Genomic DNA, 26,562 nt, shown 5'->3' on the forward strand with positions numbered 1-26,562 from the left:
TTAATATGTGTATAACGGACAGCATACGCGGTATGCGAGGTTAAAAGGAAACGGATCACGCCGTCCTTGGGTGAAAAAGTCAGATTGTGCCACAAGAAATCTAAGCAGTAAGGAATAGAATTTTAACCTATGATAAAGCCGTATCCAAGGAGTCGCAAGCGACACCGGATACGGCTTTTTTTCTTTGGTATATTTTGGAGAGCTATTGGTAAGCTTCCAGCAGCCGGATATAATCCCGGGCAAGCTTCAAATCCTCCAGTGCCTCGGGAGCGGAGCATGGGGCCGGTCTCTCGCCGCGGACAGCCGCAAGGAAATTCCTGGCCTGATTGCGCATGGCCGATACATTCGGCATAACCGGAGTCGTATAGGAAGGCACATCCTTGCCGTTATCCCGCATCACCGTCACCTGTCCCGATTGCTGGCGGACCAGCGGCGCGGGCAAATCCACTTTAATGAAGCCCTGCTCAAAAGCGACGAGAATCCCCTCATGCCATTCAATCGACGTAGTGTAGGGGGCCATTTCCAGCGTCACGCATATGCCGCTCTCGCTTTCTCCAACGAACAGCGCCTCAGACCGGTCGGCGTAAGTCACCTTATAGGATTCGCCAAGCAGGAAACGGATGGCATTGACCTGGTGAATATAATAATTGACGAAGGCGTCATATTTTCTGCCGTTTGCTTCGCTGAATTCCGCCGGAAGCGGCTCCAGAAGGCCTGCTATGCCCGGTTCACTGGTGCCGATCGGTGCGTCGGTTGCTGCCGTCCAATCACCCGGGGGCATCGTAATGCGGATATAGCGAAGCTTGCCGAATTCTCCGCTTTGCTTCCATTCATCGACGATGCGCTTCGCATATTCCATCGCCGGATCGGAGCGCTTGTGATAACCGACCATATGCAGGGAACCCAGCTCCTGCCCCAGCTTCACCAGCTTTTCACCAGCCGCAACGGACAGGGTTACCGGCTTTTCCGTTAATACCGGGATGCCCGCGCGCAATATATCCGGGATTAAAATGCTGTGGCGCGTGTATGGCTGCGAAGCGACGACCGCATCGACGAGGCCGCTTGCCAGCAATTCCTCATGGCTGCCGAATACATGGGGGATCGCATAGCGGGTGGAGACAGATTGTGCAAGTCCCGGACGCGGCTCGGCCAGGGCGACAACCTCGCACTCCTCCGGCAGGTTGAGATAGTTGGTCATATGGGCAAGCTGTCCCATATAACCGCTTCCGATAAAACCAAGCCTGATTTTTTGGCGGCTCATCTGATCCTACTCCTTTTCAGTAACGAGATTTTCAAACAAATACAAGCCGTCCTTGCCGGGGGCGACGATATCGGGTCGGCCATTTTCGGTCAAATCCGCGATCCAGAAATAGATTCCGCAGCCGGCTGCCTCGCCTGCTGGTCCATAATCGATGACATGCTTCTGGAACTGCCCGGCGCGCATCTTGAAGTAATAAATGCCCACAGGATCGAATGCTCCCGGATCGCCGTCGTTATGGGCGCGGTAACGCTTGCCGGTGACCAGCTCAAGCTCGCCGTCGAGATCGATATCGACGAGGTACAGGTCGTGGTACTGCGAGCAGGTTGGATCGATTTGATGCTTCAGCCAGCTGCGCTTGCCCGCCGAATCGACAATCTGCTCGTACCAGTCAAGACCGTAATCATGCGCCTGGCCCACAATGAGATCGGTCAGTCCGTTGCCGGTAACATCGTGGGCAAGAATGGGGACGCTTGCCGAGCCAAGCGAAAATTCGGGATGAAACTCCCAAGGGGTCTGGAAGGGATTCTCCGGCTGTTCCAGCCAGCCGCCGCAGAGGAGGATATCTGTGCGTCCATTGCCGCTGATATCCCCAAAGCCCAGCCCATGCCCGCTGGGCTGCCCGCCAATGATGTATTTCTCGAATTTCCCCGTTCCGCGGCCGTTCGCGTCCACAATCAGCTTGAAGAAAAGCTGCGGGCCGCCCGGCGTATTCGGAAAGATCTCAGGTATGCCGCAGCCGTCAATATCATAGAACCGTATCGTTTCAATGCTGCCGACATGTCCGATGTCGAAGGTTTGCCACTCTCCTCCCGCGGCACCGGGATTTTGCCGCCAGCGCAGCGTTTCGCCCCACCAGCCGCCTGTAATAATATCCAGATAGCCGTCGCCGTCCACGTCCATGGGATAATCGGAAAAGTCATCATGATACTCGTTGATGGCCAGAATATCGCAGATTTTATGCTTTTTCGTAAATTCAGGTCCTTCATACCAATATTCGCCGCTGACAATATCGAGCTGCCCATCATTGTTGACATCAAATACAGAGCAGGCCTCGAATGGGGCCGAATCAATCAGACGCTTCTTCCATTTCACAGACAAGCGCGTCACCTCCATAATCAGATAGGTTCATTTTATAGCAAGATCCTCTAACGCAATAGGAGCCAAGAAGGACAATATATTACGTTATACGGACATATGGGGGTTATTTAAGGTCTGTTATCTGTTATGCTGTTGATGTATCTTCCAATATAGGCTGGGGAGAGTGAACGGCTGTGCAGGTAACTTTCGACCAGATCGGAATCGAAGCTAATTTTATGGGGTATGTCGCGCCCAAGCCGGGCTGGTACATAGCCCCGCATTGCCATCAGCAGTATGAGCTGCATTTTATAACAAAAGGCAGAGGGATCAACTGGCTCGACAAGGATCAGTTTGAGCTGATGCCCCAAATGGTGTATCTGGCTCCGCCGGGCGAGATGCATGAGCAGCGGTCGGATCTCCAAGACCCCATGGAAATCCTTTTCCTGCCGTTTTCTATCACCGGCCTTAGGCAGGATCTGCCGCATATTCACGGTATTTATCCATTGATCCAAAAGGAACTGCAGACGATCCTGCAGCTGCAGGAGAATGTCAGCGGCCATCAGATATTCCGCGTGCAGATGCGGATAATTGAGCTGATCTGGACGATTATTTCGCCGCTCGTCGAGCTCAAGGATCAAGCCGTGGAGAAGATCGCCGATGTCGGCTTCATCGGATCCCGCCAAATTGTGGAGCAGGCGCTGCTCTATATCCAGGACCATAAGCTGGCGAACCCGGCACTTGCGGAGATTGCCAGGTACTGTCATATCAGCCCGCGGCATCTCTCCCGGATCTTCGCCGAAACGATGCATATGACGGTTAACGCGTTCATTCAACAGGAACGTTTTCTGTGGGCGTGCAGGGAGCTTCAGCAGACGGACAGTACGATTGACGAGATCAGCGAGGCGCTGAACCTGGGCTCCAAGCAGTATTTCTGCCATTGGTTCAAGCGATATTCATTGAAGAGTCCTGCCGTTTACCGGAAGGAGAGCTAGCGTTTCTTAAATATTGGGGAAATTTGGTGCGGGTAATGAGGGAACCTCGATGCAAAAAGCGATAGTTGTCAGTTGGTTGATAATCCTGGAGAAATGCGTTCATAGTGCTCCACTCATCAGATCGTCTTATTAGTAATAGCCGGCTTGTGAGTACTGCTGACTGACCGGCTAGCGAGCAGGAGGATGTACGCAGCGTCCAGGATAAAGATCAGAATATACATAATCGTCAATAATACGGATTGGGGGAAAAGCGAGTAGCTGAAGAAGGAGGCGCATAAGGTGCCGATCATTTTGCAGTAAGCGATGGGCAGGGATTGGCCCTGGGGCCCTTTAACCAGCAGCATTTGGATAAAGAGGATGGACATCAGCAGATTGATGCCGAAGGCCGAATAAATGCCCCATTTATCGTGAAATTCAACCGCCATCCCGTAATGCAGCAGCAAAGCGATGACAAGCAGGGAGAAGACAACAGCGTGAAGCGTGCGTTTTGGATACAAGCCTTTGGAATAATAGAGATATTGGAGCAAAATGATGCAGTCCAGCAGAAACCACACCAGGGTGACGATTTGCTGAAGGGGATGAAACGGCATAAGAAAAGTAAACAGAAACTCCCAGGTAATATTGGCGCATATGGAGGCGAGGGGCATTCCGCAGAATTTATCCTTAAACCCCCTATATATGACGAGAATATAAACGACCGTCCAAAGCAGGGCTGTTCCGAACATCAGCAGATATACAACCTTTAGCGGCAATAGGTGCTCCATACGGCGGCATTCGCATCCTTTCAAAAATACGGATTGAGCTTGTCTATGCCTATGTATATGAAACAAGCTTTCCATATAGACCGTTTGAAGGGAACCAGAAATAGGGCCGACCTGCGGCTCCGTAACGAAAGAAAACCGGCTTGATCGGGTCTTCCTGTTTGCGTGATGCTGCACATGAGCTGCGGCATGGAAGAGGAAGCAGTCCGCACCCGTGTTACAAAAAAAACAGCCCGGGCTTATCAAAATAAGCCTGGACTGCTTTACCTGTTTATCTTCAATTATTTCGTCAAGGAAAGCTGGATATCGTCGAAATATAAGGTCGTCAAGCCTTCATAGCCGGAATCGCTGCCTATCAGAATAAAGCATTCGCCGTTGGCATTGGTCGTAACGCTGGTTCCGTAATTGAAGGTCACGAGCTGATAGCCTTCCTTTTCCGAATCGGGCTTCGTGATATTGCCGACAATTTTGGCGTCTGCGCCTTCCACGGACTGGTTTCCTTTATCCACATTCATCTGGTAGAACTTCCCGCCGCCATCATCCTTCTGAACGGCCTTCGGCTCTATGCCCAGCACACCGGTCTTGATGCTGACCGCTTCGCCGGGAGCACCTCCAACGCCCATCATTCCTCCGCCCTGATTCGTATACATTCCGATCTTAAGCTTTGCCTGATATGTTGTGTTTGGCTCCAGACCTTCAACCTTTTTGGTGGCGAACATAAACAGATCGTCGCTTCGGTTCATTCCGCTCAGCTTTAATCCGAAGTTTGTTGTATTACCCTCGAGAGGGATAAGCTCGCGTTTATAGTCAAGGTTATAAATAGCCTGATCGTAACCGACTGGCAGATCGGCGAAGCCGCCGTCCCAGCCCTCATCATCTTTATTGAATCCATACTGGAAGGTCAGCTTGTCCGCTTGTGGGTTTCCCTGGCTGATGACGATGCTGCGGTCCGCCCCGTTCCATTGAACGGTAAAACCCATAAGCTGTGACAGGCTTCTGACCGGGATAAAGAGAATGCCTTTCACATTCGTAACGCGCTCCGGAAGCTTGAATTTCCCGCCTTTGTCATTGACGGCGATGTTCTCATTCATCTTTACGGTCAGCCTGCCGAAGGATTGGCCGGTTAAGACGACACTTTGCGATTTGACGCTCCAGCTGACTTCTGCCTTCATGGCTTCAGCAGCTGCCCGAAGCGGCACCATCGTGGTGGCATTCTTCATATAGGGAGGGGCCGCCAGAGGGTGAACCACGGAATTGATGGAATAGGACGGCTTTCCAATCTGAAATTGCGCCTCGTCCGCTGCAGCAGCGGCATGGGAGGGTGAAAGCTGCATCAAGGGAGCAACCGCTATAGCAGTAAGCAGGCCTGTGCGTATCATGTTTTTTCTCAACATAGCATTGCACCATCCTTTATTTATTGGGTACCGACAAATAGACGCGGATATAAGGCAATTAGTTGCACCGGACGAATTGGACAAGCGATAGAGAATGCAGGCTGCCAGCTGGTTGAATGCAGCGCCGACACAAAAAAAGTTCCTCTCGCCAGCCAGCTGCAAGAGGAACTTTTCTTCAATTAATCAATTCGGTTAACCATGCCGGTGAAAATAGCGAAGAAACGATTTCTCCGCCGCTCTCCGCTTATTTCTGGGGCATTTGGGGGGCCAGTCTCAGCAGCTTGTTAAGTCCGTCCGCGATCTGGCTCGGGTGCGCTTCCGGATTTTCCGAATAGCTCCTGATCTGTTTGATGGTTTTGACCGCTTCGGGATTTACAATTTTGATCACATGCACACTGCCGCCTATGAGCGTTTCGATCTGCTTTTCGGCCATATCGATATTGTCGGCAGATACCTTCTCACCGGCGCCGAAGGTTCCGATCCGGCTGTTCGGTTCCGTTCCCCTGCCCGAGAACCCGCCTGTACCGCTTAGTACTTTCTCCTGCATCGGGTCGTACTGTGAAGCGGTGAGCTCCCGCTTGGCTGCTGCCAGGACGACAGAGTCGTCAAAGACGAATACCGATACGTTGTTGATCCCCATGCCGCTAAGGCGCGACTCCAGATGCTGCGACAAGCCCTCGCTGTGCAGTCCCGAGCTTCCGATGACACTGTACACATTGCTGCCCATTCCGTAGCTTGTCTTGCCCAGTTCATTCGTTGTCTGCACTTTCATGTGGCCTGCGCTCGGAATGATATTGGGGTTGCGCAGCGTTCTCATTTGCTGCTCCCGGATCTGTTGGGCGTCCTGGATGCTCTCTGTCTTGAGATTGCGTCCGTTTTGGCAGCCGGATACGGCAATTGCCCCGATGATCAGAACGGAAAGCAGGATAGGCTTGATATTCATGTGAAAGTTCCTCTCTATATGAGCTATGTTCTTAAAGGTTAATATTTACTGCGGAACTAAAATGTATAATCACATATTATTGGAAAATAATAACCCTAATCCATACAAGGGGTGAAGCGATTGGCAGCAGATGAAGATAATCGTAAGAAAACGTCCGATCCGGACGTTCGTGAGCCTTCCAGACGCCGTTTTCTCGTAAATACCGGATTTGCCCTGGGAGGCGTCGTTGTCGGTGGAGCGCTCGGGAGCCTGATTCCGCGCAAAGCGAAACCGGCTGCTCCCGCGAATGAGCCCGCTCCGCCGGCAGCCAATTACAACCGCGCGCTCATGTTTTTCAACCAGGAGCAGTTTGCGATTGTGGATGCGGCAACTGAACGGATTTTTCCGTCGGACAGTAACGGTCCCGGAGCGCGCGAACTAGGCGTGGCCTTCTTTATCGACCATCAGCTGGCCGGTGAGTACGGCTTTAACGGAAGAGAGTACATGTCCCCTCCCTTTTATACCGGAGAGATGGTCCAGGGCTATCAAGGGCGTTTGAAACGAAGAGAAATGTATGAAATCGGGCTCAGAGAAATGGAAAACTACAGCCAAACCAAGTTAAGCAAAGGCTTCGCCGGGCTGACCGGGGAAGAGCAGGATCAGGTACTCAAAGCGTTCGAGTCCGATGAAGTGAAGCTGACGACCATATCGGCGAGCGGTTTTTTCAAAATGATGCGCGGCAATACGCTGGAAGGCGCATACAGCGATCCGCTGTACGGCGGCAATTCGGATAAGAACGGCTGGCGCATGCGGAATTATCCGGGCAATCAAATGAGCTACACCGATGTGATCGAAAAAGAATTTACGGCTATCGCCCCAAGCAGTCTGCAAGAGCATATGGCGGGGCATTAGCGGAAACGAGGAAGGAATTCTATGGCTAAGAAACTGCCGAAAACGGATGTTGTCATTGTCGGGGTCGGTTGGGCCGGCGGTATAATCGCTTCCGAGCTGACCCGAAAAGGCTTGAATGTTGTTGGTTTGGAGAAGGGCCGCGAACGCAAAACGGAGGATTATTTTATGGTCCATGACGAGCTGCGTTACGGGATTCGCTACGACCTGATGCAGGATTTATCGAAGGAGACCATCACCTTCCGCAGCAGCGAGAAGTTCCGCGCGCTGCCGATGCGGCAGTACGGCTCCTTCCTGATCGGCGACGGTCTTGGCGGATCAGGGGTGCACTGGAACGGTCAGACCTACCGCTTTCTCCCTTACGATTTCCAAATCCGCAGCAAAACGATCGAACGCTACGGCAAGAATAAAATCCCTGCCGATATGACGATTCAGGACTGGGGCATCACCTACGACGAGCTTGAGCCTTATTATGACAAGTTCGAGAAGACGGCTGGAATCTCCGGGGAGCCGAATCCGTTTGGCGGCAAGCGCTCCAGCCCGTACCCGACGCCGCCGATGAAGAAAACGCCTGCCATGCAGCGTTTCATCGATACCAGCAAGAAACTGAATTTGCATCCGTACATGATGCCCTCGGCCAATCTGTCCGAGAACTACACCAATCCGGACGGAATTTCCCGGGCTGCCTGCCAATACTGCGGCTATTGCGAACGGTTCGGCTGCGAATACGGAGCGAAAGCCGATCCCGTCGTGACGGTCATTCCCGTTGCCAACAAAACGGGCAAGTTCGAAATCCGCACGCACTCACATGTCAGACGCGTGTTGTATACGGGCAATAAGGCAACCGGGGTGATGTATACGGATGTAACGACAGGCGAGGAAATCGAGCAGCCGGCAGACATCGTCGTATTGACCAGCTATGTGTTCAATAATGTCCGGCTTCTGCGGATGTCCGATATCGGCACGCCTTATGATCCCAAGACGGGAAAAGGCGTCATCGGCAAAAACTACGCCTATCAAGTGTCGAAGGGCTCGGCACAGGGCTTTTTCGAGAAAGACCAGTTCAATAATTTTGCCGGCGCGGGGGCTCTCGGCGTCAATGTCGATGACTATAACGGAGATAATTTCGACCATTCGGATTTGAAATTTATTCACGGCGGCTCGCTTTCCCTGAGCCAGTCCGGACAGAGGCCGATTCAGAACAATCCCGCTCCGTCAGGAACTCCGACATGGGGGCCTGAATTCAAGGCGAACACCATCAAGTACGCGAACCGTATCCTGTCAGTGGGCGGACAAGGATCCTCCATGTCATTCAAGCAGCATTTTCTTGATCTGGATACGACCTACAAGGATGCATACGGGGATCCGCTGCTGCGGATAACCTTTGACTTTGAGGATCAGGACCGTGAGCTTGCCAAGTATCTGGCTTCCAAATGCAAAGAGATCGTAACGGAAATGGGCGCCGACCACGTTGACTCCTTGAAGGAGCTTGGCCCCTACGATATTTCCACATACCAGTCCACCCATAACACAGGAGGCGTTATTATGGGCAACGCGCCTGACACATCGGCAGTCAATAACTATTCGCAGATGTGGGATATGGACAATCTGTTTGTGGTGGGAGCCAGCTCGTTTCCCCAGAATTCGGGCTATAACCCGACAGGAACGGTGGGGGCGCTTGCGTACCGCGCCGCGGAGGGAATCATCACCTACCGGAGCAAGGGCGGATTACTGGTGTAAGCTTAGGCGTCGGCAGCAAAAGAACCTCCAGTCCGCAAAAGCGGATTGGAGGTTCTTTTTGACCTTATAGAATTTAGGCGATAGCCGGTTCTTGCTTGCTTTTTATGCTACAGGAGCTTGAGCTGCTCGTCCTTGGACTTGGATTCCGTTGCGCCGGATACGGGCTCATCATCGTCTGCAATGCCTTTCGTAGAGTTGCGGAATTCGCGGAGTGTGTCTCCGAACGCTCTTCCAAGCTGCGGGAGCTTGGCCGGTCCGAATACGATGAGCGCGATCAGCAAAATAATCACAAGCCCGGAAATGCCGATGTTATTGAACATGGCTTAAACCTCCTTTCATTATTGGCTTGACGGTATGGCGGATGTTCCTCTCCGGCGATAATAATTCACGGAAATGAGGACGCTGATCTCGAACAGCACCAATAACGGAATCGTAACGGACAGATGGGAGGCAAAATCCGGCGGCGATATGCAGGACCCGGCGACAGCCAGGCTGACATAGGCGTACTTCCGGGTGCTCCGCAGCCTGTCCGGCGTCAGCAGCCCAAGCTTCGTCAGGAATAAAATGACGAGCGGCATTTCAAAAGCAATGCCAAGGGGCAGGATCAGATTGAACAGAAAGGAAAAATAACGGTCGATACCGTAGGTTTCCACTGCTCCGATGCTTTGATTCATCTGCTCCATAAACCGGAGCATCATGGGGAAAACGAGAAAATAACTGAACGAGATCCCGCAGATAAACAGCAGGAAGGAGACAGGGACATAGGAAAGGGTTCCTTTGGCTTCCTTCTCAGTGAGCCCCGGCCGGGCGAAGGCCCATATCTGGTATAGCAATAGAGGAAGCGTGAACAAGATGGCAAACAACAACGCGCACCGCAAATAGATGAACAGCCCGTCCGTGAACGAGAAGACATTCCACTGGATCTCCGCGGTGCCGGGCCTGGATTTGATATACCGTAATATGGCGGGCGACAGATACAAGCCCCCGCTGAATGCTGCCGCAAACCAGACCGCGACGAGAATAAGCCGTTTACGGAGCTCGGTTAAATGACGAATCAAATCCTCGTCGCTTCTCATCTTCCTTCTTCAGCTCCCTTTAGTATCAAGCGGATTTCCCTCTTAAATGGATTTTCAGGGATACTTTTACTTTACCCATTCACGCCCGTATTATGCGTGCTTCACCAAAGGGAGGCATCCGCGTGTATGAGGAAGTATAAGACGGGCAATCTTAAAGACAAGCTATCCCATTCAAAGAAGCTACGGACAACATTCAGGAGGACACCCACATGAAAAAAACCACATTACCGCTGGTGCTGGTGATGGCTGCCATCCTTATGGCAGCAACAGGATGCGGAGGCAACAACAATACGAATAACACGCCGCCGCCGGCGAATAACTCAAATAACGCACCGGCAGCACCGCCGGCCGGGAATGCGGGAACGGTTGATGCGACAGCGGAAGCCGTATACAAGCAGCAGTGCATTTCCTGCCATGCTGCGGATCTGTCCGGAGGCGTAGGCCCGAATTTGCAGAAGATTGGCGCCACTATGAGCGCGGACCAGATTTCCACCCAGATTCAAAATGGCGGCGGCGGTATGCCACCGTTCAAAGGAACGCTGACGGATGATGAAATTACCGCGCTTACGGATTGGCTGGCGAATCACAAGTAACGGGCTCTTCCGAACGAGAAGGAAGCGGCTCGTGCGGAAGCGAAACATACATCATATCTAACATAAAAGCGGGACGTGGCTTAATTAGCCTCACGTCCCGCTTTTATTTGATTTCCTTTTCTTCAAATGACGGTGGCTGAATCCGGCTTCAGGATGGCCAAGCCTGCAGCGCCGTATCAATCACCTCTTGCAATTCCTCACGGCTTGCGCCGTCAGCAGCTTGAATGGACATTCCTTCGGCGATCGTAGAAATGAACCGGGCAAGAGCGGCCGGATTGGAATGGGCGGGCAAATCCCCGCTTGCTTTGGCCTGCTCGAAACGTTGCCGCAGCGCGATCCCGGATGCCTTCCGGCGTGTAATGAGCTCCTGTCGTATAGGTTCAGCTTCCTCTCCGCATGAAAGAGCGCCTTGAATAGTGAGACATCCCGGTGGAGTGGCAGGATCAGTGACCGTGTCGGCTGTCGCGCTCAATAGCCGTTCGGCAACGGCACGGGCGGTTGATTCGTGAAGAGCAGCGCCAGTGACGGTTGGCGGACCTTCGTAATAAAGATCAAGTACTTTGCGGAACAGCTCTTCCTTGCTGCCAAAAGTTGTATAAAGGCTTGAACGGTTAATATTCATAGCCTCCGTAAGATCCGATAGCGACGTGCCCTCATAGCCTTTCTGCCAGAACAGTCTTAGGGCGCTTTCCAGAGCAATATCAATGTCGAAAGCGCGCGGGCGTCCTCCTGCCATGCTGATTACCCCTTTCAACCGCTGTTGTTTTCCCGAAAACATATATTGTCATAATATTGAACTGTTCGGTTTATAAATATGACATAAATATAACGAATAGGGATATGAATTGTCAAGTATCTGCGCGGCAGATCCGTATTATTCATGGGAAATGTCCTGCCGGGCTTTAAATTCAGGATTTTCGGCTTGTCAATATATAACATTTGAAATTGGGTAATGAGCTCTTGACAGCAGTTGATCCTTTACGATACATTAGCGGTGAAGTAATGAACCGAACGTTCCAAAACAAAAAGGAGATGGCAATATGACTCAATCAGCAAAACCTTTATCAGGAAAAACGGCTTTGATAACAGGAGGATCCAGAAGTATAGGAGCGGCAATCGTGAAACGACTCGCAGGCGATGGAGCAGCAGTGGCTTTCACTTATGTAAACGCGCAGAATAAAGCGGATGAGCTGGTAAAGGAAATTGAAGCTTCCGGCGGCCGCGCTTTGGCGGTTCGGGCAGATAGCGCGGATGTGGAGGCCGTTCAAGGAGCAGTTGCAGAAACCGTCAAAGCTTTTGGCGGAATAGATATTCTCGTTAACAATGCGGGAATGGCCAACCTGAAGCCCTATGATCAATTCTCTATTGAAGAGTTCGATAAAATGGTCGCTGTTAACTTCCGGGCTATATTCGTTGCTGTCCAAGCCGCCGGCCCCCTAATGGGCGCAGGAGGTCGCATAATCAATATTGGGAGCATCAACGCCGACAGCAACCCTTTCCCCGGCAACAGTCTTTATACTGCGACGAAAGCGGCCGCAGCCGGATTGACCCGCGGTCTTGCCCGTGATCTCGCCCCAGCCGGCATCACAGTAAATATTGTTCAGCCAGGGCCGACGGATACGGACATGAATCCGGCTGACGGACCTTATGCGCCGATCGTAAACGGCATGATTTCTCTGGGCCGATACGGTCATGACTTCGAAATTGCCAGTATGGTGGCCTACCTTGCGTCGCCGGAAGCCAGCTTTGTAACCGGCGCAACAATCAACGTGGACGGCGGCGTTGTTATCTAAATAGAAAGGGTGACGGGAGATGGGCGGATCTTCAGAAACAAAGGCAAATTAATGCCTGAGATCGCCATTGCCGGGCGGAAGCCGCTGCGCTGCTTCATCGTTTGCTGGAAAATGCACCGTTGATCAAAAGAATAATCCGGGATAAAGTTTTTTGTTTCTACCCGGGACAAAGAACCCTGCTTCCAACGAAGCACGGTTCTTTGTTTTATCCGGCAAAAAAGGGCTCGGACGCTTCTTTTTACAGGCGTATCCTGAATATACTATAATACGAAAGAATCCGAAAGACGACATTGCGAAGTTTACAATACTACTATATTCTGTATGTAATACGAAATATGGAGGTTAATTATGGAACCGGTACAATCCCTATCTGAGCTGTTTTCAACTGGAATTCCTGGTACTTATGTTGAAGTGCCCGGAAATATGGCGCGCACATTCGGTCAAACAACGCTGTCAACCACGCTGCCAATGAGCAAGCTGTTTACAATTTATGAAATCGACCTTGAAGTGCAGCGCCAGCTGATCCCCAAAAATGTATCCAGGCTTGTGGATTATATTCTGCTTTATCTGGATCATGGGCAAAATGTTTATTTTCCAGGCATCATACTATCCGCCAGAGGCGCTGGCAAATACGATCCGAACCGAAGCTCCTATGACCTGCAATCAGTAGAGAAATGCTACGTCGTCGACGGGCAGCATCGTCTGGCCGCATTCCGTCGTGTTATGGAAACGCTTCAGGGCAATATGGCAAGAGCCAAGGACAGACGTGAATATGACCGGGTGGCTGAACTTACGGAAAAGCTGCGGAAACTGTACGATTTCCCCATGTCCGTCATGATTTATCTCGATATTAATTCCAGGCAGGAACGCCAGCTGTTCTCCGATATCAACAAGCTGCCGCGCAAGATCGGCGGGAATCTGGCATCGCTGCGCGATCAGCGGCGATTCTATCACATCATGGCCACCCGTCTTGTGCAGGAATATCCGGTGATGAATCAGCTTCCGACCGATACATACTCTGAACGGGGCAAGGGGCCGGAGTATTTGTTCGCTTATTCGCTCGTTATTGAATTATTGATTGCCCTCTTCGAGGGACGGCTCAAATCGGCCGCAAGAAACAACGGCTATCACTACACCGAGGTGTCGCTGAACGAGCATCTGGAGCAGGCCAATTATTATTTTGAGGCCATGCTCCGTTACTTGCCCGCTCCCGACCGTAAGGAGCTGTGCTGGTCGGAGAATGTGCAGATCGCGCTTGCGCTGTTCCTCAACGAGGAAGCGTTCAAGACGCTGCAGTTCAACAAATATTCGCTCGCGCATGCCATGAAAATCCTGCCCCATATCGATTGGAGCCTGATCTATAAGGATGAGGAGAAGGACCGCCTGCCAAGACGGAGCCGGATTATGAAGGCCTATCAATATATTCGGGATTTCTACGATAAAGAAAATCTGTTTCTCATTTCGGATAAGGAGGAGATCGGTTAATGGACGGTTTACGCTTAAATATGACGATTCATCCTTATTGCGACCGCTTCGGGCTGGCAACAGTCTCGCTGCGGATCCATGATTTGCTGAACTATACGGCTATCGATCCCATGGTGCAGCGGAAGCTGAGCGGCATGCAGCGCCGCAAAATCGCCAACTATCTGCAGGAGCGCGAGTTGGATCATGTGTTCTTTGGTCCTGTTACGCTTTCCCTGCGCGATGTGGGCGCCCTTGCCAGAGCGGAGGACCATCTTGTACTGCTGCATGGTTCCAAGCTCAGCATTCTGGACGGCCAGCACCGGATTCTGGCGCTCGGCTACACGAATGAGCAGCTGATCAAGGAAAACCGCAGATGGGAGAAGGAAGTCGCGAAGCTCAAGCTGAAATGCCGCCGCTCTCCGGAGGATCCGCAGGCGAAGGAAGAGCTGGAGCAGGCCGAGGGGCTGCTTGAGCAGATGGAGGCCAGAAGGCTGGATCTGCTGGAGAGCGAGCTTTCCGTACAGCTGTATGTAGGTCTGGGGGAAGAGGAAGAGAAGCAGCTGTTCGGGGATATCAACTCCAAGGTACAGCTGGTGAGCAAGGAGCTCGGGCATTCGTATGACGGCAGCGATCCGCTTAATCTGGTGCTGCAGCAGGTGGCCGACAACAACGAGCTGCTGAAGACGGTTGGTATCGAGCGCCGCAACAACCTGACCGCCTACAACAAGAATTTCACCTGCTTCAGCTGGTTGTATTCGGTGGCGACCCTGCTGTACACGGGCAAAATGAATCCAACCTATGAATTGGCGCGCCGAATCCGCAAGGACCCTGCCACTCATGTGGAAATTCTTCATCAATTCTTTAACGGAGTTCTGCCTCATATGCCGGAGCAGCCTGGCATGGCTCATTATATATCCTCCAGCCGGATCGTACAGGAGTCGCTGGCGCTGTATGCCCATGACTTCCTGTACAAGGAAGACGGCAAATATAATCCGGGATGGTCAGACTGCCTGGATGTGCTCAGCCAGGTGGATTGGACGCATGATAATCCGGAATTGTCCGAGCGATTCGGGAAGCTGGACAACGGCAAGCTGAATATGGTTCATGAGAAATCGATGCGCAAGCATATTCAAGTCATCGAATATTTGAAGGAATTGGAAGGCGCAGTTGTAAACTAGCAAATGCAAGCGGTATGATGGGGTTTGTAAGCCTACTAATTTGAGGAGGTTTTGGACTTATGGTGGATATTGCGATTATCGGGGCTGGCCCGGCAGGCGGCAGCGCTGCGCTGTTTGCAGCAAAAGCGGGGAAAAAGACGCTTTTGATCGACAGCGATCAAAGCATTACGAAGAAAGCCTGGATCGAGAATCATTACGGCGTTCCGGAAATCAAAGGCGTCGATCTTGTTGAAGTCGGCATCAAACAGGCGCAAAAATTCGGCGCCGAGCTTATTCGGGCCAAAGTAACCCATGTACAGCAATCAGAGGATGGCTTTCAAATTACAACCGAGAATGAAACCTATCAGGCGAAAGTGGTCATTGTGGCATCCGGGCTGCTGCTCGATCTGGCAGAAACGATAGGCCTGCAGACCAAACCGGGAACGGAGCCGAGAGTGAAGGCTGTGTTCGATGTTGACGCTTCGGGCAGGACGAATGTGGAAGGCATCTGGGCGGCAGGCGCCTGTGCAGGCGTGAGCCTTCATACGATCATTACGGCAGGCGACGGCGCCAAGGTTGCGATCAATGTGATCAGCGAGCTGAACGGCGAGCGTTATGTCGATCATGATGTATTGAAGGCGTAAAGCGAACAGACGAAAAGATGAAGCAGGATGGCCGCGTGACAGCGGCTCTCCTGCTTTTTTTGCTGCCTGGACGGCATGTTGCCGGGCGCGAGTTTCTTCGCGCCACCGGTTCGTGGTGCACAGAACCGGGCGCTGATTTACTCGCGCCACCGGTTCGCTTGCACAGAACCGAGCACGTAAAATATCGCGCCACCGGTTCGCTTGCACAGAACCGAGCACGTAAAATATCGCGCCACCGGTTCGCTTGCACAGAACCGAGCGCGTAAGATATCGCGCTATCGCTTCGCTGCACAGAACCGGGCGCTGATTTACTGGCGCCACCGGTTCGTGCGGGGAGTTAGCTGTTTCCTCTTAATCCGGTTATAATAGAGAGATGTGGTTGAATCGCAGATAAGCAGAAGCGGAGTGAAGGTATGAGAGTTTTTCGGATGATAGGCACAATAGCTGCGGTGCTTGGTATTTTTGTAGGATTGCAATGGTATATTGGCTGGAATGGATCGGTATTTCTGTCTGCCCTGACGGATAGCTATTCGGGCGCTCTCTATTGGACATGCTTTTGGATTATCGCGTTATCCTATATTATTTCCAGACTGCTGGAGAGAGTCATTCCCGGTCCCCTCCCGCGGGGCTTGAAATGGATCGGCTCCTATTGGTTTGCGGTGTTCGAATATAGTGTCATATTGCTGCCGTTGGCTGATCTGGCCGTCTGGGCGCAGCGCAGCGCTTCCGTTTCCCGGGATACGGCGGTACTGTCTGCGGGCGCGGTCTATTTTGTGATTCTGATTGCTATTCTTGCGCGAGGCTCCTGGAACGCGTGGAATCCTATTGTCCGGCAATATTCAGTTGTCGTGAACAAACAGGCTGGCGACCTCAAACAGCTTCGCATTGCCGCCGCTTCCGACCTGCACCTCGGAACGATTGTGGGAACACGGTATCTGAAGCTGCTGGTGGAGCGCATCAATCAGCTGAACCCGGATATTGTGCTGCTTCCGGGCGATGTCATCGACGATGACGTTGAGCCCTTCCGGAGGCTTGATCTGGGAAGTGTCATGAAGGGTTTCAAATCCCGCTACGGCACCTACGCGGTGCTGGGCAATCACGAATATATCGGGGGCAAAAAAGAAGAGTTTATTGCCCTTATGGATAAAGCGGGCATTCCCGTACTGACCGATCAAACGCTCAAAATCGCCGACAGCTTCTATCTGGTCGGGCGCAAGGATAAAGCGGCGCAAAGCGTCAGAACCGGCCGGAGCGGCCGCCTTCCCATCAAGGAGCTGATCGCGGAGCTGGATCACTCTCTTCCCTTGATCCTGCTGGATCATCAGCCCTCCTCAATAGGCGAGGCCGCGGATAGCGGCATTGACGTGTCGCTGCACGGCCATACGCACCGGGGACAAATGGCTCCGAATCATTTGCTTACCCGGAGGATATTTGAGCTGGACTGGGGTTATCTGCATAAAGGCAGGCTCCATGCCATTGTAAGCTCTGGTTATGGAACCTGGGGGCCTCCCATCCGGATCGGAAGCCGTTCGGAAATATTGGACATCACCATTTCCTTCGAGCCGCTTGCCTAAAGGTCCGGTGAAAAATCCGGCTGCGCTTGCGTCAAACCTCTTCCGGTACTCGCAGGTGTTACAAGCGAGCTGGCAGCTTGTCACTTGCCGGGGAGCTTTTGCCCTGCACCGCTAGTTAATAACCGGAATTGTCAAGAGTTCTCTGCTTATGCAGCAACATTGTGTTGGCTGCATGGATGGATGCCTTCTATAATGAATAAGAGAACCGACAGCTCCACCATAACGCGCAAGCTTTCAGGGAGTGCATTTCAAAAATGGAGATGGAATTACGGCCCGTTCGCCGAAGCTCTATGTTTATCGAATGGCTGCTTAATCGCATATACAGCATGTTTGATTATGATACCCGCTTTTGGCGGTATTCACTGATCGGCCCGTGGCTCGCCTGCTCCGTCATGCTGATTATAGCGGCGCTGGGAATGCCGACAGGGCTGGGAACCGCTTTTGATACATCGGCAATTTTCCTGCTTGGTACGATCGGCATGGCGCTTGGCGCGGTTTTGATCGCATTTGTGCTTACGCTATGTTATTTGCCTGTGCCGCGTTTTTATACGGGAGCGCTGCTGGTCGCAGGAATTGCGATTTATCTGATCTGGTATTTTGCCGACGAAGGCATTTTGTTATCGGTTATTCTCTCCGCAATCTTGACAGCGGCCGGGATGATAGCGGGAATTCTGGTCGGGCTGCTTGCCAGCTACCGGATCAGGCCGCTGCCGAAGCTGGCATCTCTCTTGGCGGCGGGGATTCTTTGCGTGGCGGTCGCTTATTGGCCGTGGCAGGAACAGGCGGCCGTGCCGGTTTTTGCCCAGGATGTCCCTGTTGACGCTTATCCCGTGGATGTTCTGCAGGCGGATGACCCCGCCAGTCCCGGGCCCTTCAGCTTCACCAGCTTTACGTACGGCAGCGGCGAGGATCGCCACCGCGATGAGTTTGGCGGGTCGGTGGACCTGACTTCGCAATCCGTCGATGCCTCGTCTTATATTAAATACTGGCCTTGGCTGCGTTCCTTCTTCTGGGGCTTTGACGAGCATGCGCTGCCTCTTAATGGAAGAGTCTGGATGCCGGAGGGCAGCGGGCCTTTCCCACTGGTGCTTATAGTTCACGGCAATCATCTGATGGAGCAGTTTTCCGACGAAGGTTATGCCTATTTGGGCGAATTGCTGGCCAGCCGGGGATTTATTGCCGTCTCTGTAGATGAGAACTTCCTTAATTACTCCGTGTGGGCCAATATCCCGAATCAGGATATGAAGGTAAGGGCCTGGGTTCTGCTTCAGCATCTGCAGCAGATCTCCGCTTTCAACGATCAGGCAGGCAGCCCCTTTTACAATAAGGTTGATCTGCAGAATGTTGCGCTGATTGGCCACTCCAGGGGAGGGCAGGCCGTAGCGATGGCAGCGGACCGCTCCAGGTGGTTTGCTTCCGATGCCAGCCTGAAACAGCTGGGTGACATCAGGATTCAAGCGGTTATCGGCATTGCGCCAACGGACAAAACCGTCGACAAGCAGCTGGCTGCACTTAAGGATACCTATTATTTGACGCTTCAGGGAGCCAATGACGGCGATGTTGACACGTATACCGGGGAACGGCAGTATATCCGCTCCACCTTCTCCCCGGGATCGGATCGCTTCAAGGCAGCCCTTTACATTGCCCAGGCCAACCACAGCCGCTTTAACACGGAGTGGGGCACGATGGACGACAGTCTGCCTGGCGGCTTATTGTTAACTCAGGACGGCATGATGGCGGCCGCGGACCAGCAGCAGATCGCTAAGGTGTATGTGTCTGCTTTGCTGGAGGTGGCCCTCCACGGCAATACGCATTACAAGGAGCTGTTTGCCGATTATCGCACAGGCAGCAGCTGGCTGCCGGAGGGCCGATATACGAGCCGTTTCGAAGACGGAAGCTTCAAGGAGCTGGCCCGTTTCGACGACGATGCCGACAAATCGACCTATAAGAACGGGGTAACCGTTCAGGTGGACGGTCTGCAATGGTCGGAGGCGGCGGCGAAGGACCGCGACGGCTACAACAAGGGCACCAAAGGATCGGTGCTGGAATGGAAGAAGCAGCAGGGAGGCTCTTATACGCTGAAGCTGGACCCGTCAATCGACAAAAAGCTTGCAGCTGATGGGGAGGCGAGTCTTGTATTCTCCATGTCCAATCTGGAGCAGGACCGGCTCTCTGATGAGGAGTCGGCGGGCGATTCTTTACCTTCCATCGATATCCGGCTCAAGAGCCGGAACGGCGTACAGGTCCGCTTGCCGCTTGACCGCTTCCTTCCGGTAACCTGGCAGCCGAAGACGATATTCACGATCGCCTCGTGGCTGGAGGATGGGGCCAAGGATGGCAAATACAAGGATGCCATGCAGCCTGTTTTCCAGACCTACAGACTGCAGCTCAGTCAATTTCAGGCGGAGAATCCGCAGTTCGATCCTGGGAGCTTGTCGGAGATCACATTCTTTCTGTCGGGCAGTCAAGGTAAAATCATGCTGGACGACATCGGCGTGGATAAGCCGGTGTTCGCTTCCTAGCTCTTATCCGGGGACTCTGCCAGTCATATAGGCATCCAATTGATAACCGGTCACCGCCCCCTTACGGGAGTGTGGAGGCCGGTTTTTTCTTGCGCCGGATCAGCGCAATGAAGAATACAAGCAGGAGCGGCACAGCTCCGCATAACATGCCCCACATCGGATGAATAACGGTCACCTCGTAGTTCCATTTGGCCTCTCCGCCCTCGATGGCTGTCATGGAGATGAGAGCCATCAGCAGCGCCAGGGGAAACACCAGCATCTTGTCCTTTTTGAGTCCCAGCAAATGGATGCAAGTTTGATGTGCTGTGAAGAGCAGGATCGTTGTTTTCATAAAGGAAGCGACAATGAGCGAATAACCGATCAGGGCTTCAATCCGCTGAAAAACATCCAGAATGCTCACCGAGCGCGCGACCTCAAACAGCGAATATTTGCGTTCCCCTGCAATGGGGCCGAACACGAGGATCGTGGTAAGCGTTGTTACGATGAGCGATAGCGCAGTAAGCCCTATAGCGGCAAGCATTTTGAGTACATACCCCGGTCTGGGGCCGGCGACGAAAGGGAGGATCATGGAGAAGACTACAACCTCGACAAAAGGAAAACCGAAGGAATAGTAGATCCCGTGCAGCAGCGGCTTGACGCCATCAGGTAAAATCGGCAGCAGGTGGTTAAAATCGAAATTTGTAATCGACATCAGCACAATGAGGGAAACGAAGAACATGACGTTGACGATGAGGATCGGGAACAACCCGGTTATTTTATCGATTCCGGCGTCAACCGTCACGGCAACAACCAGGAAAATGAGAAATATAAACCAGTAGGACGGTGTCGACCGCATCATCGAGCTTTTTAGAAACATCGCAATATCCAGAACGATGGCGGCTCCCATATGAATTTGATAATAAAGAAATGCGAGGCCAAGCAGGAAGGCGACAGGGGCTCCAACGGTCTCTTTGCTGTATTCGATGAAATTTTTCTCCGGAAACGTCCGGGCCAGCCACAAGACAGGCAGTATCAGGATCATGCCCATGACTGCCGAGATACAGAGGCTAATCCATGACGAATTGCCGGCAAAGCTTATGAGCGGCGCGGGAATATTGATGATCGCTGAACTGGTGAGATAGATAAATAGAAAGATCACCGCCTGGAGCGGCGTTATTTTCACCTGCATGCTGCTCATCCTTTCGTTTTAACCCACTTCATTATCGTATTGCCTGCCCCGCCGAAAAGCGCATTCGCCGAATCATAATAGGTGAGCCAGTGGAGATTTCCTTGAATGACAATCGTGTGGTAAGCAATAACCAGCAGGAGCAGGCCGTAAATGAACTTTATCCGGGCCGGCCTCGGGCCCTCCCGCCGTCCTGCACGCAAGTCGCACCCTGCCATGATGGCGATCCAAATCACTACAATAACCGTTACCATAATGGCTCACCTGCCTGTTATTCTTGCTGCGGCTCGTCTTCGAGCAGCGGTTTGCCTGTTGTTGTTCCATGTGTAACCATGAGGGTATGCGTATCAATTGTGAACGTTACACCGGCAAATCTGTTTGGCCAATCAGGCTTCCACTTCTTCCATAAAGCCGGATGATGCCGGTTGATTTGATTGCCGATTCCAAGCAAATCCACCTTCATCGCTACGATATGATTCAAAGTGTTCTCCATCTGCTGTTTGATCTGATCCGCAATCCGCTTCTCGAAGGCGGTTTCTTCAGCATCATTGGATATGGTGGAGCATGAGAGCTCGATCGCCGCTACTTTCGCATCCGCATGAAGGTTTACATGGATTTGATCGCCTTTGAGCTTGACGGTCTTCTGTACTTTATAGCTGACTACCTCCACCGATTCGTCAATCCCTGAAGATTTACCGGCGGACTTGTCCGGACAAGGCAGCTCGATACTGCCGCTTTTGTATTTATTGGTAAGCATGAGAAGCCCTTCGCTATAGTAGCCCTTCAACTGGCCGACCATCAGTCCTTTTCTGAGAACAGCAATGCCCGTAATGCGGGGGTCCTTGCCGGTTTCATCCGTACTTGTCTCCAGAAAGGGAAGTGTGGCATTGCCCGTTGCGCTTCTGACCTGGAGAGCTAATTTAAGCAGATTGGATTCCACGGATTTGCCGCTGTTTTGGCTGGCCTGCTCTTCGCTCAAGTAATACTGCTGGCTGACCGTATTCTCGATCAGGGGACGCTTGGAGAAATAGTTAAAGGTCGGTCCGCGGGTGACTATGACGGAGCATGTCAGACGGGATTCATGATCCCTGTAGAACATTTCCAGCAGCTTGGCTACGGGGATTTTGCGGACCAGCGTATCGCTGATCAGAATGACCCGCATATGGCTGAACTGCGCTTTTCTCCCCAGGTGATTGGTTACATCCCGGATGGCTTCCATAACGGAGTCATCGGTTGTTCTCACATTAATATACGGCTGCCCGACATTGCCTTTGGTCGCAATGCTTTGCGAGGGCTTATAAATTTGAAAAGTCAGCAGCAGCTTCCCGGTTTCAGATTCGTCAATGCCGACTCCCATCACGAATGCCCGTTCGGGAAGCTCCGAGCGATCTCCGCAGCCGGACAGGGCTGTAACGAACAGGATGGCCGCTACCATCATTCCAATCAGCTTCAGCGTATAAGAGACCGTTTTTTGCGGCAGCAGCGCACTCACCCCTTTCTTGTCCGTGAAGCCGCAGGAGGTCGGCCCGTTATTGCAGGAAAGGAGAGCTTTCCTTACGTTGGCGGCTTCGTATGCTTCATCAAGGTTTTTAGCGGTTGGCGGTAAATAACATCGCGCATCTGTCCCGGTATCCATGGCGCCAGCGGAGTCATATATGGGATGCCAAGCGATTTCAACCGGATCAGATGGTTCCATACCAGCAGGAAGCCAATCATAAGTCCGAACCCTCCGAGTATGGCGGCAAGCAGCATCAGCGGGAGCTGCAGCAGGCGGAGTGAAATGGCGAAATTGTACTGCGGCAGCGAGAACGAAGCGATCCCGGTAAGCGCCGTAACCACGACCATTATCGGGGAGGCGATACCTGCGTTGATAGCCGCTTCGCCGACGACGAGCGCTCCGACAATACTGACCGCAGAGCCGACCGGCCTTGGCAGACGGATGCCCGCCTCGCGCAGCAGCTCGAATATAAACATCATAATAATCGCTTCGGCGAAAGCCGGGAACGGGATTCCTTCGCGTGAATCGATAATAGCCAGCAGCAGTACGGTAGGGATGAGCTCTGTGTGAAACGTCGAAATTGCGATGTATACGCTCGGAAGTCCCAAGGCAATGAGAAAGGAAAACAGACGCAGCAGCCTGATGGAATTCGCGATGGCCGTCCGCTGGTAATAGTCCTCGCTGGATTGAAACAGCTCAAAGAACAATCCGGGACAGACCAGAATGCTGCCTGTGCCTTCCGTAAGGACAATGATTTTCCCGCTCAAAAGCGCCGCTGCCGCTACATCAGTCCGTTCTGTATAACGGAATTGAGGGAAGGGCGTCCATGTGTGATCCTCCAGAAGCTCTTCAACGTATGAGGTTTCCAATACGTCGCCATTCGGGAGCTGGGCAAGCCTTTTTTTGAATTCCTTGAGCACATTCGGATCAACGGCGTCTTCCATATAACCGTAAGCAATGACGGTGTGCGCCTGGCCTCCGGTGGGAAGATAGTTGAATTTAACTTTGGGATTCCGGATGCGCAAGCGGATCATCCCGATGTTTTTCCTGAGATTCTCAACGGTTGACTCCCTTGGACCCTGCACCACCGGTTCCGTAACCGGTTCTGTCACCTGCCGTCTGTCCAAATCGGGGGTGCGGTAGCTGATCACCTTGTTCCAGCCGTCGATGAACACCATCGCACAGCCGCTGAGCAGCAGTGATTCCACTTGCGCGAAGTCCTTGATAATGAGCGCGGATTCAGAAGAAGCGACATGCTCGCTGAAATATTGTTCAATCATTTCCAGCGTAACTTCCGTGCCGGGACCTACCGTATGAGGGACGAGATCCTGCAGCGTCTGCTTGAAATAATTCATGACTTTCTCGGAAGTCAGTGTGTTGAAATAAATGGATACAGCACGATACTCCATGTGAGGGCCATACTTCCAGGGGGCTATCATCAAGTCATTGCAATCCTTGAATACATTTTGTATATAAGCCAGGTTATTTTCAATTCGGGCAGAAATGGAAACCGGCATTACAATAGACCCTCCCCTGCATTCGCTTTTCCTTACGATTCCCATGGAAGACCATTCCTTATTCATTCCCGGGGCAAACCTGCAGCCGCGGTAAGGATAATCGTCCAAGGTGGACATGCTATTACCCTACATTCATCCATATCGCGGCTAAATGCGTCCATACTCAGCCATAAAGCGCGCGCCTATACTTATATCGTGCGGCCAGGCTACAGGTTTTAAAAATAGGAGGACAGGCAACCATGACGATTCGTTTCGATGAAGAACACCAGCTTTTCCATTTGCAAACTCCATCCATGAGTTATATTTTTCAAGCATTGAAAGGTTATCCGACCCAGCTTTACTGGGGACGCAAAATAAAACAAGCCTATCCCGGGCGGCTGCTGGAGCGCGTGGAGCGGGCATCCTTCAGCTCCAACCCGATCCGGGAAGACCGTACGATTTCACTGGATACGCTTCCCCATGAATATCCGGGCTACGGCACGAGCGATACGCGTACGCCTGCCTATGAGGTACTGCTGTCCAGCGGTGCAAGCGCGACGGAGCTTCATTATGTAACCCACCGGATAGAAGCCGGCAAACCGAAGCTTGAGAATTTGCCTGCCGTGTATGCGGAGAACGATCAGGAAGTGCAAACCTTGATTGTCGAGCTGGCCGATGAGCTGGCGGGCTTGAAAGTGGAGCTGTCCTATACGGTGTTTGAGAAATTCGACGCCATCATCCGTTCTTCAAGGATTATGAATATCAGCTCTGAAGCGATCAGCCTGAAGCGTGCGCTCAGTGCCAGCGTCGACCTGCCGCATGACCGCTATGATATGCTGCAGCTGTCAGGCGCCTGGACACGTGAGCGCTACATTCACCGCCGCGCTTTAGTGCCGGGCACGCAATCAGTCGAGAGCCGCCGTGGCTCCAGCAGCCATATGCACAATCCGTTCTTTGCGCTCCTCTCCAAGGATGCCGCCGAGGATCAGGGCGAGGTGTACGGCTTCAGTCTGGTCTACAGCGGAAGCTTTGTCGGCGGGGTGGAGGTGGACCAGTTCCATACCGCCCGTGCCTATTTGGGAATTAATCCTTTTGATTTCTCCTGGCTGCTTGAGCCTGGAGAAGCGTTTCAGACGCCGGAAGCGGTTATGGTCTTCTCTGCGGAAGGTCTGGGAGCCATGTCACGCACCTATCATGAGCTCTACCGCACGAAGCTGTGCCGCGGGGCATACCGCGACGCGGCCCGGCCGATTCTGGTCAACAACTGGGAAGCCACTTACTTTGACTTCAATGCCGATAAGATTGAAGCCATCGCCAAAGCGGGAAGCGAGCTTGGCATCGAGCTCCTGGTGCTGGATGATGGCTGGTTCGGACGCCGCGACAGCGACAATAGCTCGCTCGGCGACTGGGTGGTCGATAAGAAGAAGCTGCCTGCCGGACTTGCCGATCTGGCAGAGCGGGTGCGCAGCCAGGGCCTGCAGTTCGGCCTCTGGTTCGAGCCGGAGATGGTCTCGCCGGATTCCGATCTGTACCGCGCCCATCCGGACTGGTGTCTTCATGTCGCGGGCAGACGCCGTTCGGAAGCAAGAAGCCAGCTTATTCTGGACCTCTCCAGACAGGATGTGCAGGATTACATCGTTCAGTCCGTGAGCGATATTCTGCAAAGCGCTCCGATCACCTATGTAAAATGGGACATGAACCGCAATATGACAGAAATCGGATCGGCACTGCTTCCGGCGGACCGCCAGCGCGAGACCGCGCACCGATATATGCTGGGTCTCTACAGCGTTCTGGAAAGAATCACTACGGCTTTCCCCGGTATTCTGTTTGAGAGCTGCTCCGGCGGGGGAGGACGCTTCGATCCAGGAATGCTTTATTACATGCCGCAAACATGGACAAGCGATAATTCGGATGCCATCAGCCGTTTGAAGATTCAGTACGGCACCAGCATCGTCTATCCTGTCAGCTCGATGGGGGCCCATGTGTCGGCTGTGCCCAACCATCAGGTGGGACGCAATACGCCGCTGAAAACCCGGGGAGATGTGGCGATGTCCGGGAATTTCGGCTACGAGCTTGATCTGACGCTGTTTGACGATGCCGAGAAGACCGAAGTGAAAGGGCAGATTGCCCTGGTCAAGGAGATCCGCGAGCTGACTCAATTCGGTTTGTTTTACAGGCTGCTCAGTCCTTTCGAGGGCAATGAGACGGCATGGATGTTTGTGTCCGAAGATCAATCCGAAGCACTGGCTGTCCATGTCACAGAGCTCAATGAACCCAATGCCCGCCTGGACCGGCTGCGGCTGAAAGGGCTTGATCCGAACCGCACTTATGAATGGATCGGGAAGGGTGAGTTTATCGGCGGCGATGAGCTGATGCATGCCGGTATTGTCAAACCGCAGGCAAAGCATGATTATGCCAGCGTCATCTACCGCTTCAGAGCGGTTTAGCGCGGCAAAGTCGGTCATACGTTTTGGATTCTAGTAAATATGTGTTTGTTCCGGGTCATTGCAACGGACAACCTTAA

The 26,562-nt window shown here is 52.7% G+C and carries 23 protein-coding genes; 11 read left to right on the forward strand and 12 right to left on the reverse strand.

Annotation, left to right across the window (positions count from 1 at the left end; translation table 11 throughout):
• Nucleotides 1-202: 202 nt before the first annotated feature.
• Both AC0YNV_RS00885 and AC0YNV_RS00890 read right to left on the reverse strand, forming a co-directional pair.
• A complete protein-coding gene (locus AC0YNV_RS00885; protein ID WP_475765078.1) occupies nucleotides 203-1,261 on the reverse strand; it encodes a Gfo/Idh/MocA family protein in 1,059 nt (352 codons plus the stop codon).
• A gap of 6 nt (nucleotides 1,262-1,267) precedes the next feature.
• Nucleotides 1,268-2,353 (reverse strand): FG-GAP repeat domain-containing protein, encoded by a 1,086-nt coding sequence (locus tag AC0YNV_RS00890; RefSeq protein ID WP_475767247.1) that lies wholly within the window; start codon nucleotides 2,351-2,353, stop codon nucleotides 1,268-1,270.
• A 179-nt stretch (nucleotides 2,354-2,532) separates the two neighbouring features.
• Here AC0YNV_RS00890 and AC0YNV_RS00895 point away from each other — a divergent pair, with 179 nt between their 5' ends.
• Entirely contained in the window at nucleotides 2,533-3,330 is a 798-nt protein-coding gene (locus AC0YNV_RS00895; protein ID WP_475765080.1) for an AraC family transcriptional regulator, read from the forward strand.
• 116 nt (nucleotides 3,331-3,446) lie between these two features.
• On the opposite strand, the gene AC0YNV_RS00900 is transcribed toward AC0YNV_RS00895, so the two are convergent.
• From AC0YNV_RS00900 to AC0YNV_RS00910, 3 genes are all read right to left on the reverse strand, one after another.
• Nucleotides 3,447-4,094 carry a transmembrane-type terpene cyclase gene (locus AC0YNV_RS00900; protein WP_475765082.1) on the reverse strand — a complete coding sequence of 216 codons (648 nt, stop codon included), beginning with the start codon at nucleotides 4,092-4,094 and terminating at the stop codon, nucleotides 3,447-3,449.
• A 278-nt stretch (nucleotides 4,095-4,372) separates the two neighbouring features.
• Entirely contained in the window at nucleotides 4,373-5,485 is a 1,113-nt protein-coding gene (locus AC0YNV_RS00905) for a copper amine oxidase N-terminal domain-containing protein (protein WP_475765084.1), read from the reverse strand.
• Between the two features lie 244 nt (nucleotides 5,486-5,729).
• Nucleotides 5,730-6,428: a hypothetical protein gene (locus AC0YNV_RS00910; protein ID WP_475765086.1), complete on the reverse strand. Its 699-nt coding sequence runs from the start codon at nucleotides 6,426-6,428 to the stop codon at nucleotides 5,730-5,732.
• A gap of 120 nt (nucleotides 6,429-6,548) precedes the next feature.
• Here AC0YNV_RS00910 and AC0YNV_RS00915 point away from each other — a divergent pair, with 120 nt between their 5' ends.
• Complete coding sequence (locus AC0YNV_RS00915) at nucleotides 6,549-7,319, forward strand: gluconate 2-dehydrogenase subunit 3 family protein (RefSeq protein ID WP_475765087.1); 771 nt, start codon at nucleotides 6,549-6,551, stop codon at nucleotides 7,317-7,319.
• Between the two features lie 21 nt (nucleotides 7,320-7,340).
• Nucleotides 7,341-9,056, forward strand: coding sequence for a GMC family oxidoreductase (locus AC0YNV_RS00920; RefSeq protein WP_475765089.1), 1,716 nt, complete (start codon nucleotides 7,341-7,343; stop codon nucleotides 9,054-9,056).
• 107 nt (nucleotides 9,057-9,163) lie between these two features.
• Here AC0YNV_RS00920 and tatA read toward each other — a convergent pair whose 3' ends face one another.
• Together tatA and tatC are read right to left on the reverse strand one after the other, a co-directional pair.
• A complete protein-coding gene (gene tatA, locus AC0YNV_RS00925) occupies nucleotides 9,164-9,376 on the reverse strand; it encodes a twin-arginine translocase TatA/TatE family subunit (protein ID WP_210037580.1) in 213 nt (70 codons plus the stop codon).
• Between the two features lie 18 nt (nucleotides 9,377-9,394).
• The gene (gene tatC, locus AC0YNV_RS00930) at nucleotides 9,395-10,132 is read right to left on the reverse strand and encodes a twin-arginine translocase subunit TatC (protein WP_210037581.1); all 738 of its coding nucleotides are present in this window, start codon (nucleotides 10,130-10,132) and stop codon (nucleotides 9,395-9,397) included.
• Between the two features lie 209 nt (nucleotides 10,133-10,341).
• On the opposite strand from tatC, the gene AC0YNV_RS00935 reads away from it, so the two are divergent.
• A complete protein-coding gene (locus tag AC0YNV_RS00935; RefSeq protein WP_475765091.1) occupies nucleotides 10,342-10,725 on the forward strand; it encodes a c-type cytochrome in 384 nt (127 codons plus the stop codon).
• Nucleotides 10,726-10,873: 148 nt separating this feature from the next.
• On the opposite strand, the gene AC0YNV_RS00940 is transcribed toward AC0YNV_RS00935, so the two are convergent.
• The gene (locus AC0YNV_RS00940; RefSeq protein ID WP_475765093.1) at nucleotides 10,874-11,461 is read right to left on the reverse strand and encodes a TetR/AcrR family transcriptional regulator; all 588 of its coding nucleotides are present in this window, start codon (nucleotides 11,459-11,461) and stop codon (nucleotides 10,874-10,876) included.
• A gap of 304 nt (nucleotides 11,462-11,765) precedes the next feature.
• Here AC0YNV_RS00940 and AC0YNV_RS00945 point away from each other — a divergent pair, with 304 nt between their 5' ends.
• The 6 genes from AC0YNV_RS00945 to AC0YNV_RS00970 all read left to right on the forward strand — a co-directional run bounded on the left by AC0YNV_RS00945 (nucleotide 11,766) and on the right by AC0YNV_RS00970 (nucleotide 19,879).
• Entirely contained in the window at nucleotides 11,766-12,518 is a 753-nt protein-coding gene (locus tag AC0YNV_RS00945; protein ID WP_379112753.1) for a 3-oxoacyl-ACP reductase family protein, read from the forward strand.
• Between the two features lie 348 nt (nucleotides 12,519-12,866).
• Complete coding sequence (locus AC0YNV_RS00950; protein ID WP_475765094.1) at nucleotides 12,867-14,003, forward strand: DNA sulfur modification protein DndB; 1,137 nt, start codon at nucleotides 12,867-12,869, stop codon at nucleotides 14,001-14,003.
• A complete protein-coding gene (locus tag AC0YNV_RS00955; RefSeq protein ID WP_475765096.1) occupies nucleotides 14,003-15,160 on the forward strand; it encodes a DNA sulfur modification protein DndB in 1,158 nt (385 codons plus the stop codon). Before AC0YNV_RS00950 ends, AC0YNV_RS00955 begins: the two co-directional genes overlap by 1 nt.
• Nucleotides 15,161-15,219: 59 nt before the next feature.
• The gene (locus tag AC0YNV_RS00960; protein WP_475765098.1) at nucleotides 15,220-15,783 is read left to right on the forward strand and encodes an FAD-dependent oxidoreductase; all 564 of its coding nucleotides are present in this window, start codon (nucleotides 15,220-15,222) and stop codon (nucleotides 15,781-15,783) included.
• Nucleotides 15,784-16,211: 428 nt separating this feature from the next.
• Nucleotides 16,212-17,357, forward strand: a complete 1,146-nt coding sequence (locus AC0YNV_RS00965) for a metallophosphoesterase (protein ID WP_475765099.1) — start codon at nucleotides 16,212-16,214, stop codon at nucleotides 17,355-17,357.
• Between the two features lie 254 nt (nucleotides 17,358-17,611).
• A complete protein-coding gene (locus AC0YNV_RS00970; protein WP_475765102.1) occupies nucleotides 17,612-19,879 on the forward strand; it encodes an alpha/beta hydrolase family protein in 2,268 nt (755 codons plus the stop codon).
• A gap of 61 nt (nucleotides 19,880-19,940) precedes the next feature.
• Here AC0YNV_RS00970 and AC0YNV_RS00975 read toward each other — a convergent pair whose 3' ends face one another.
• The 4 genes from AC0YNV_RS00975 to AC0YNV_RS00990 form a co-directional block, all read right to left on the reverse strand.
• Nucleotides 19,941-21,047 carry a GerAB/ArcD/ProY family transporter gene (locus AC0YNV_RS00975; RefSeq protein WP_475765104.1) on the reverse strand — a complete coding sequence of 369 codons (1,107 nt, stop codon included), beginning with the start codon at nucleotides 21,045-21,047 and terminating at the stop codon, nucleotides 19,941-19,943.
• Between the two features lie 5 nt (nucleotides 21,048-21,052).
• Nucleotides 21,053-21,298, reverse strand: coding sequence for a hypothetical protein (locus AC0YNV_RS00980; protein ID WP_475765106.1), 246 nt, complete (start codon nucleotides 21,296-21,298; stop codon nucleotides 21,053-21,055).
• A 17-nt stretch (nucleotides 21,299-21,315) separates the two neighbouring features.
• Entirely contained in the window at nucleotides 21,316-22,536 is a 1,221-nt protein-coding gene (locus AC0YNV_RS00985) for a Ger(x)C family spore germination protein (RefSeq protein ID WP_475765107.1), read from the reverse strand.
• A gap of 62 nt (nucleotides 22,537-22,598) precedes the next feature.
• Nucleotides 22,599-24,059 carry a spore germination protein gene (locus AC0YNV_RS00990; protein ID WP_210037593.1) on the reverse strand — a complete coding sequence of 487 codons (1,461 nt, stop codon included), beginning with the start codon at nucleotides 24,057-24,059 and terminating at the stop codon, nucleotides 22,599-22,601.
• A gap of 239 nt (nucleotides 24,060-24,298) precedes the next feature.
• Between AC0YNV_RS00990 and AC0YNV_RS00995 the strand changes: the two genes are divergently transcribed.
• Nucleotides 24,299-26,485, forward strand: coding sequence for an alpha-galactosidase (locus tag AC0YNV_RS00995; protein ID WP_475765110.1), 2,187 nt, complete (start codon nucleotides 24,299-24,301; stop codon nucleotides 26,483-26,485).
• Nucleotides 26,486-26,562 lie beyond the last annotated feature (77 nt).

This window comes from Paenibacillus sp. JT31N11, assembly GCF_056269285.1.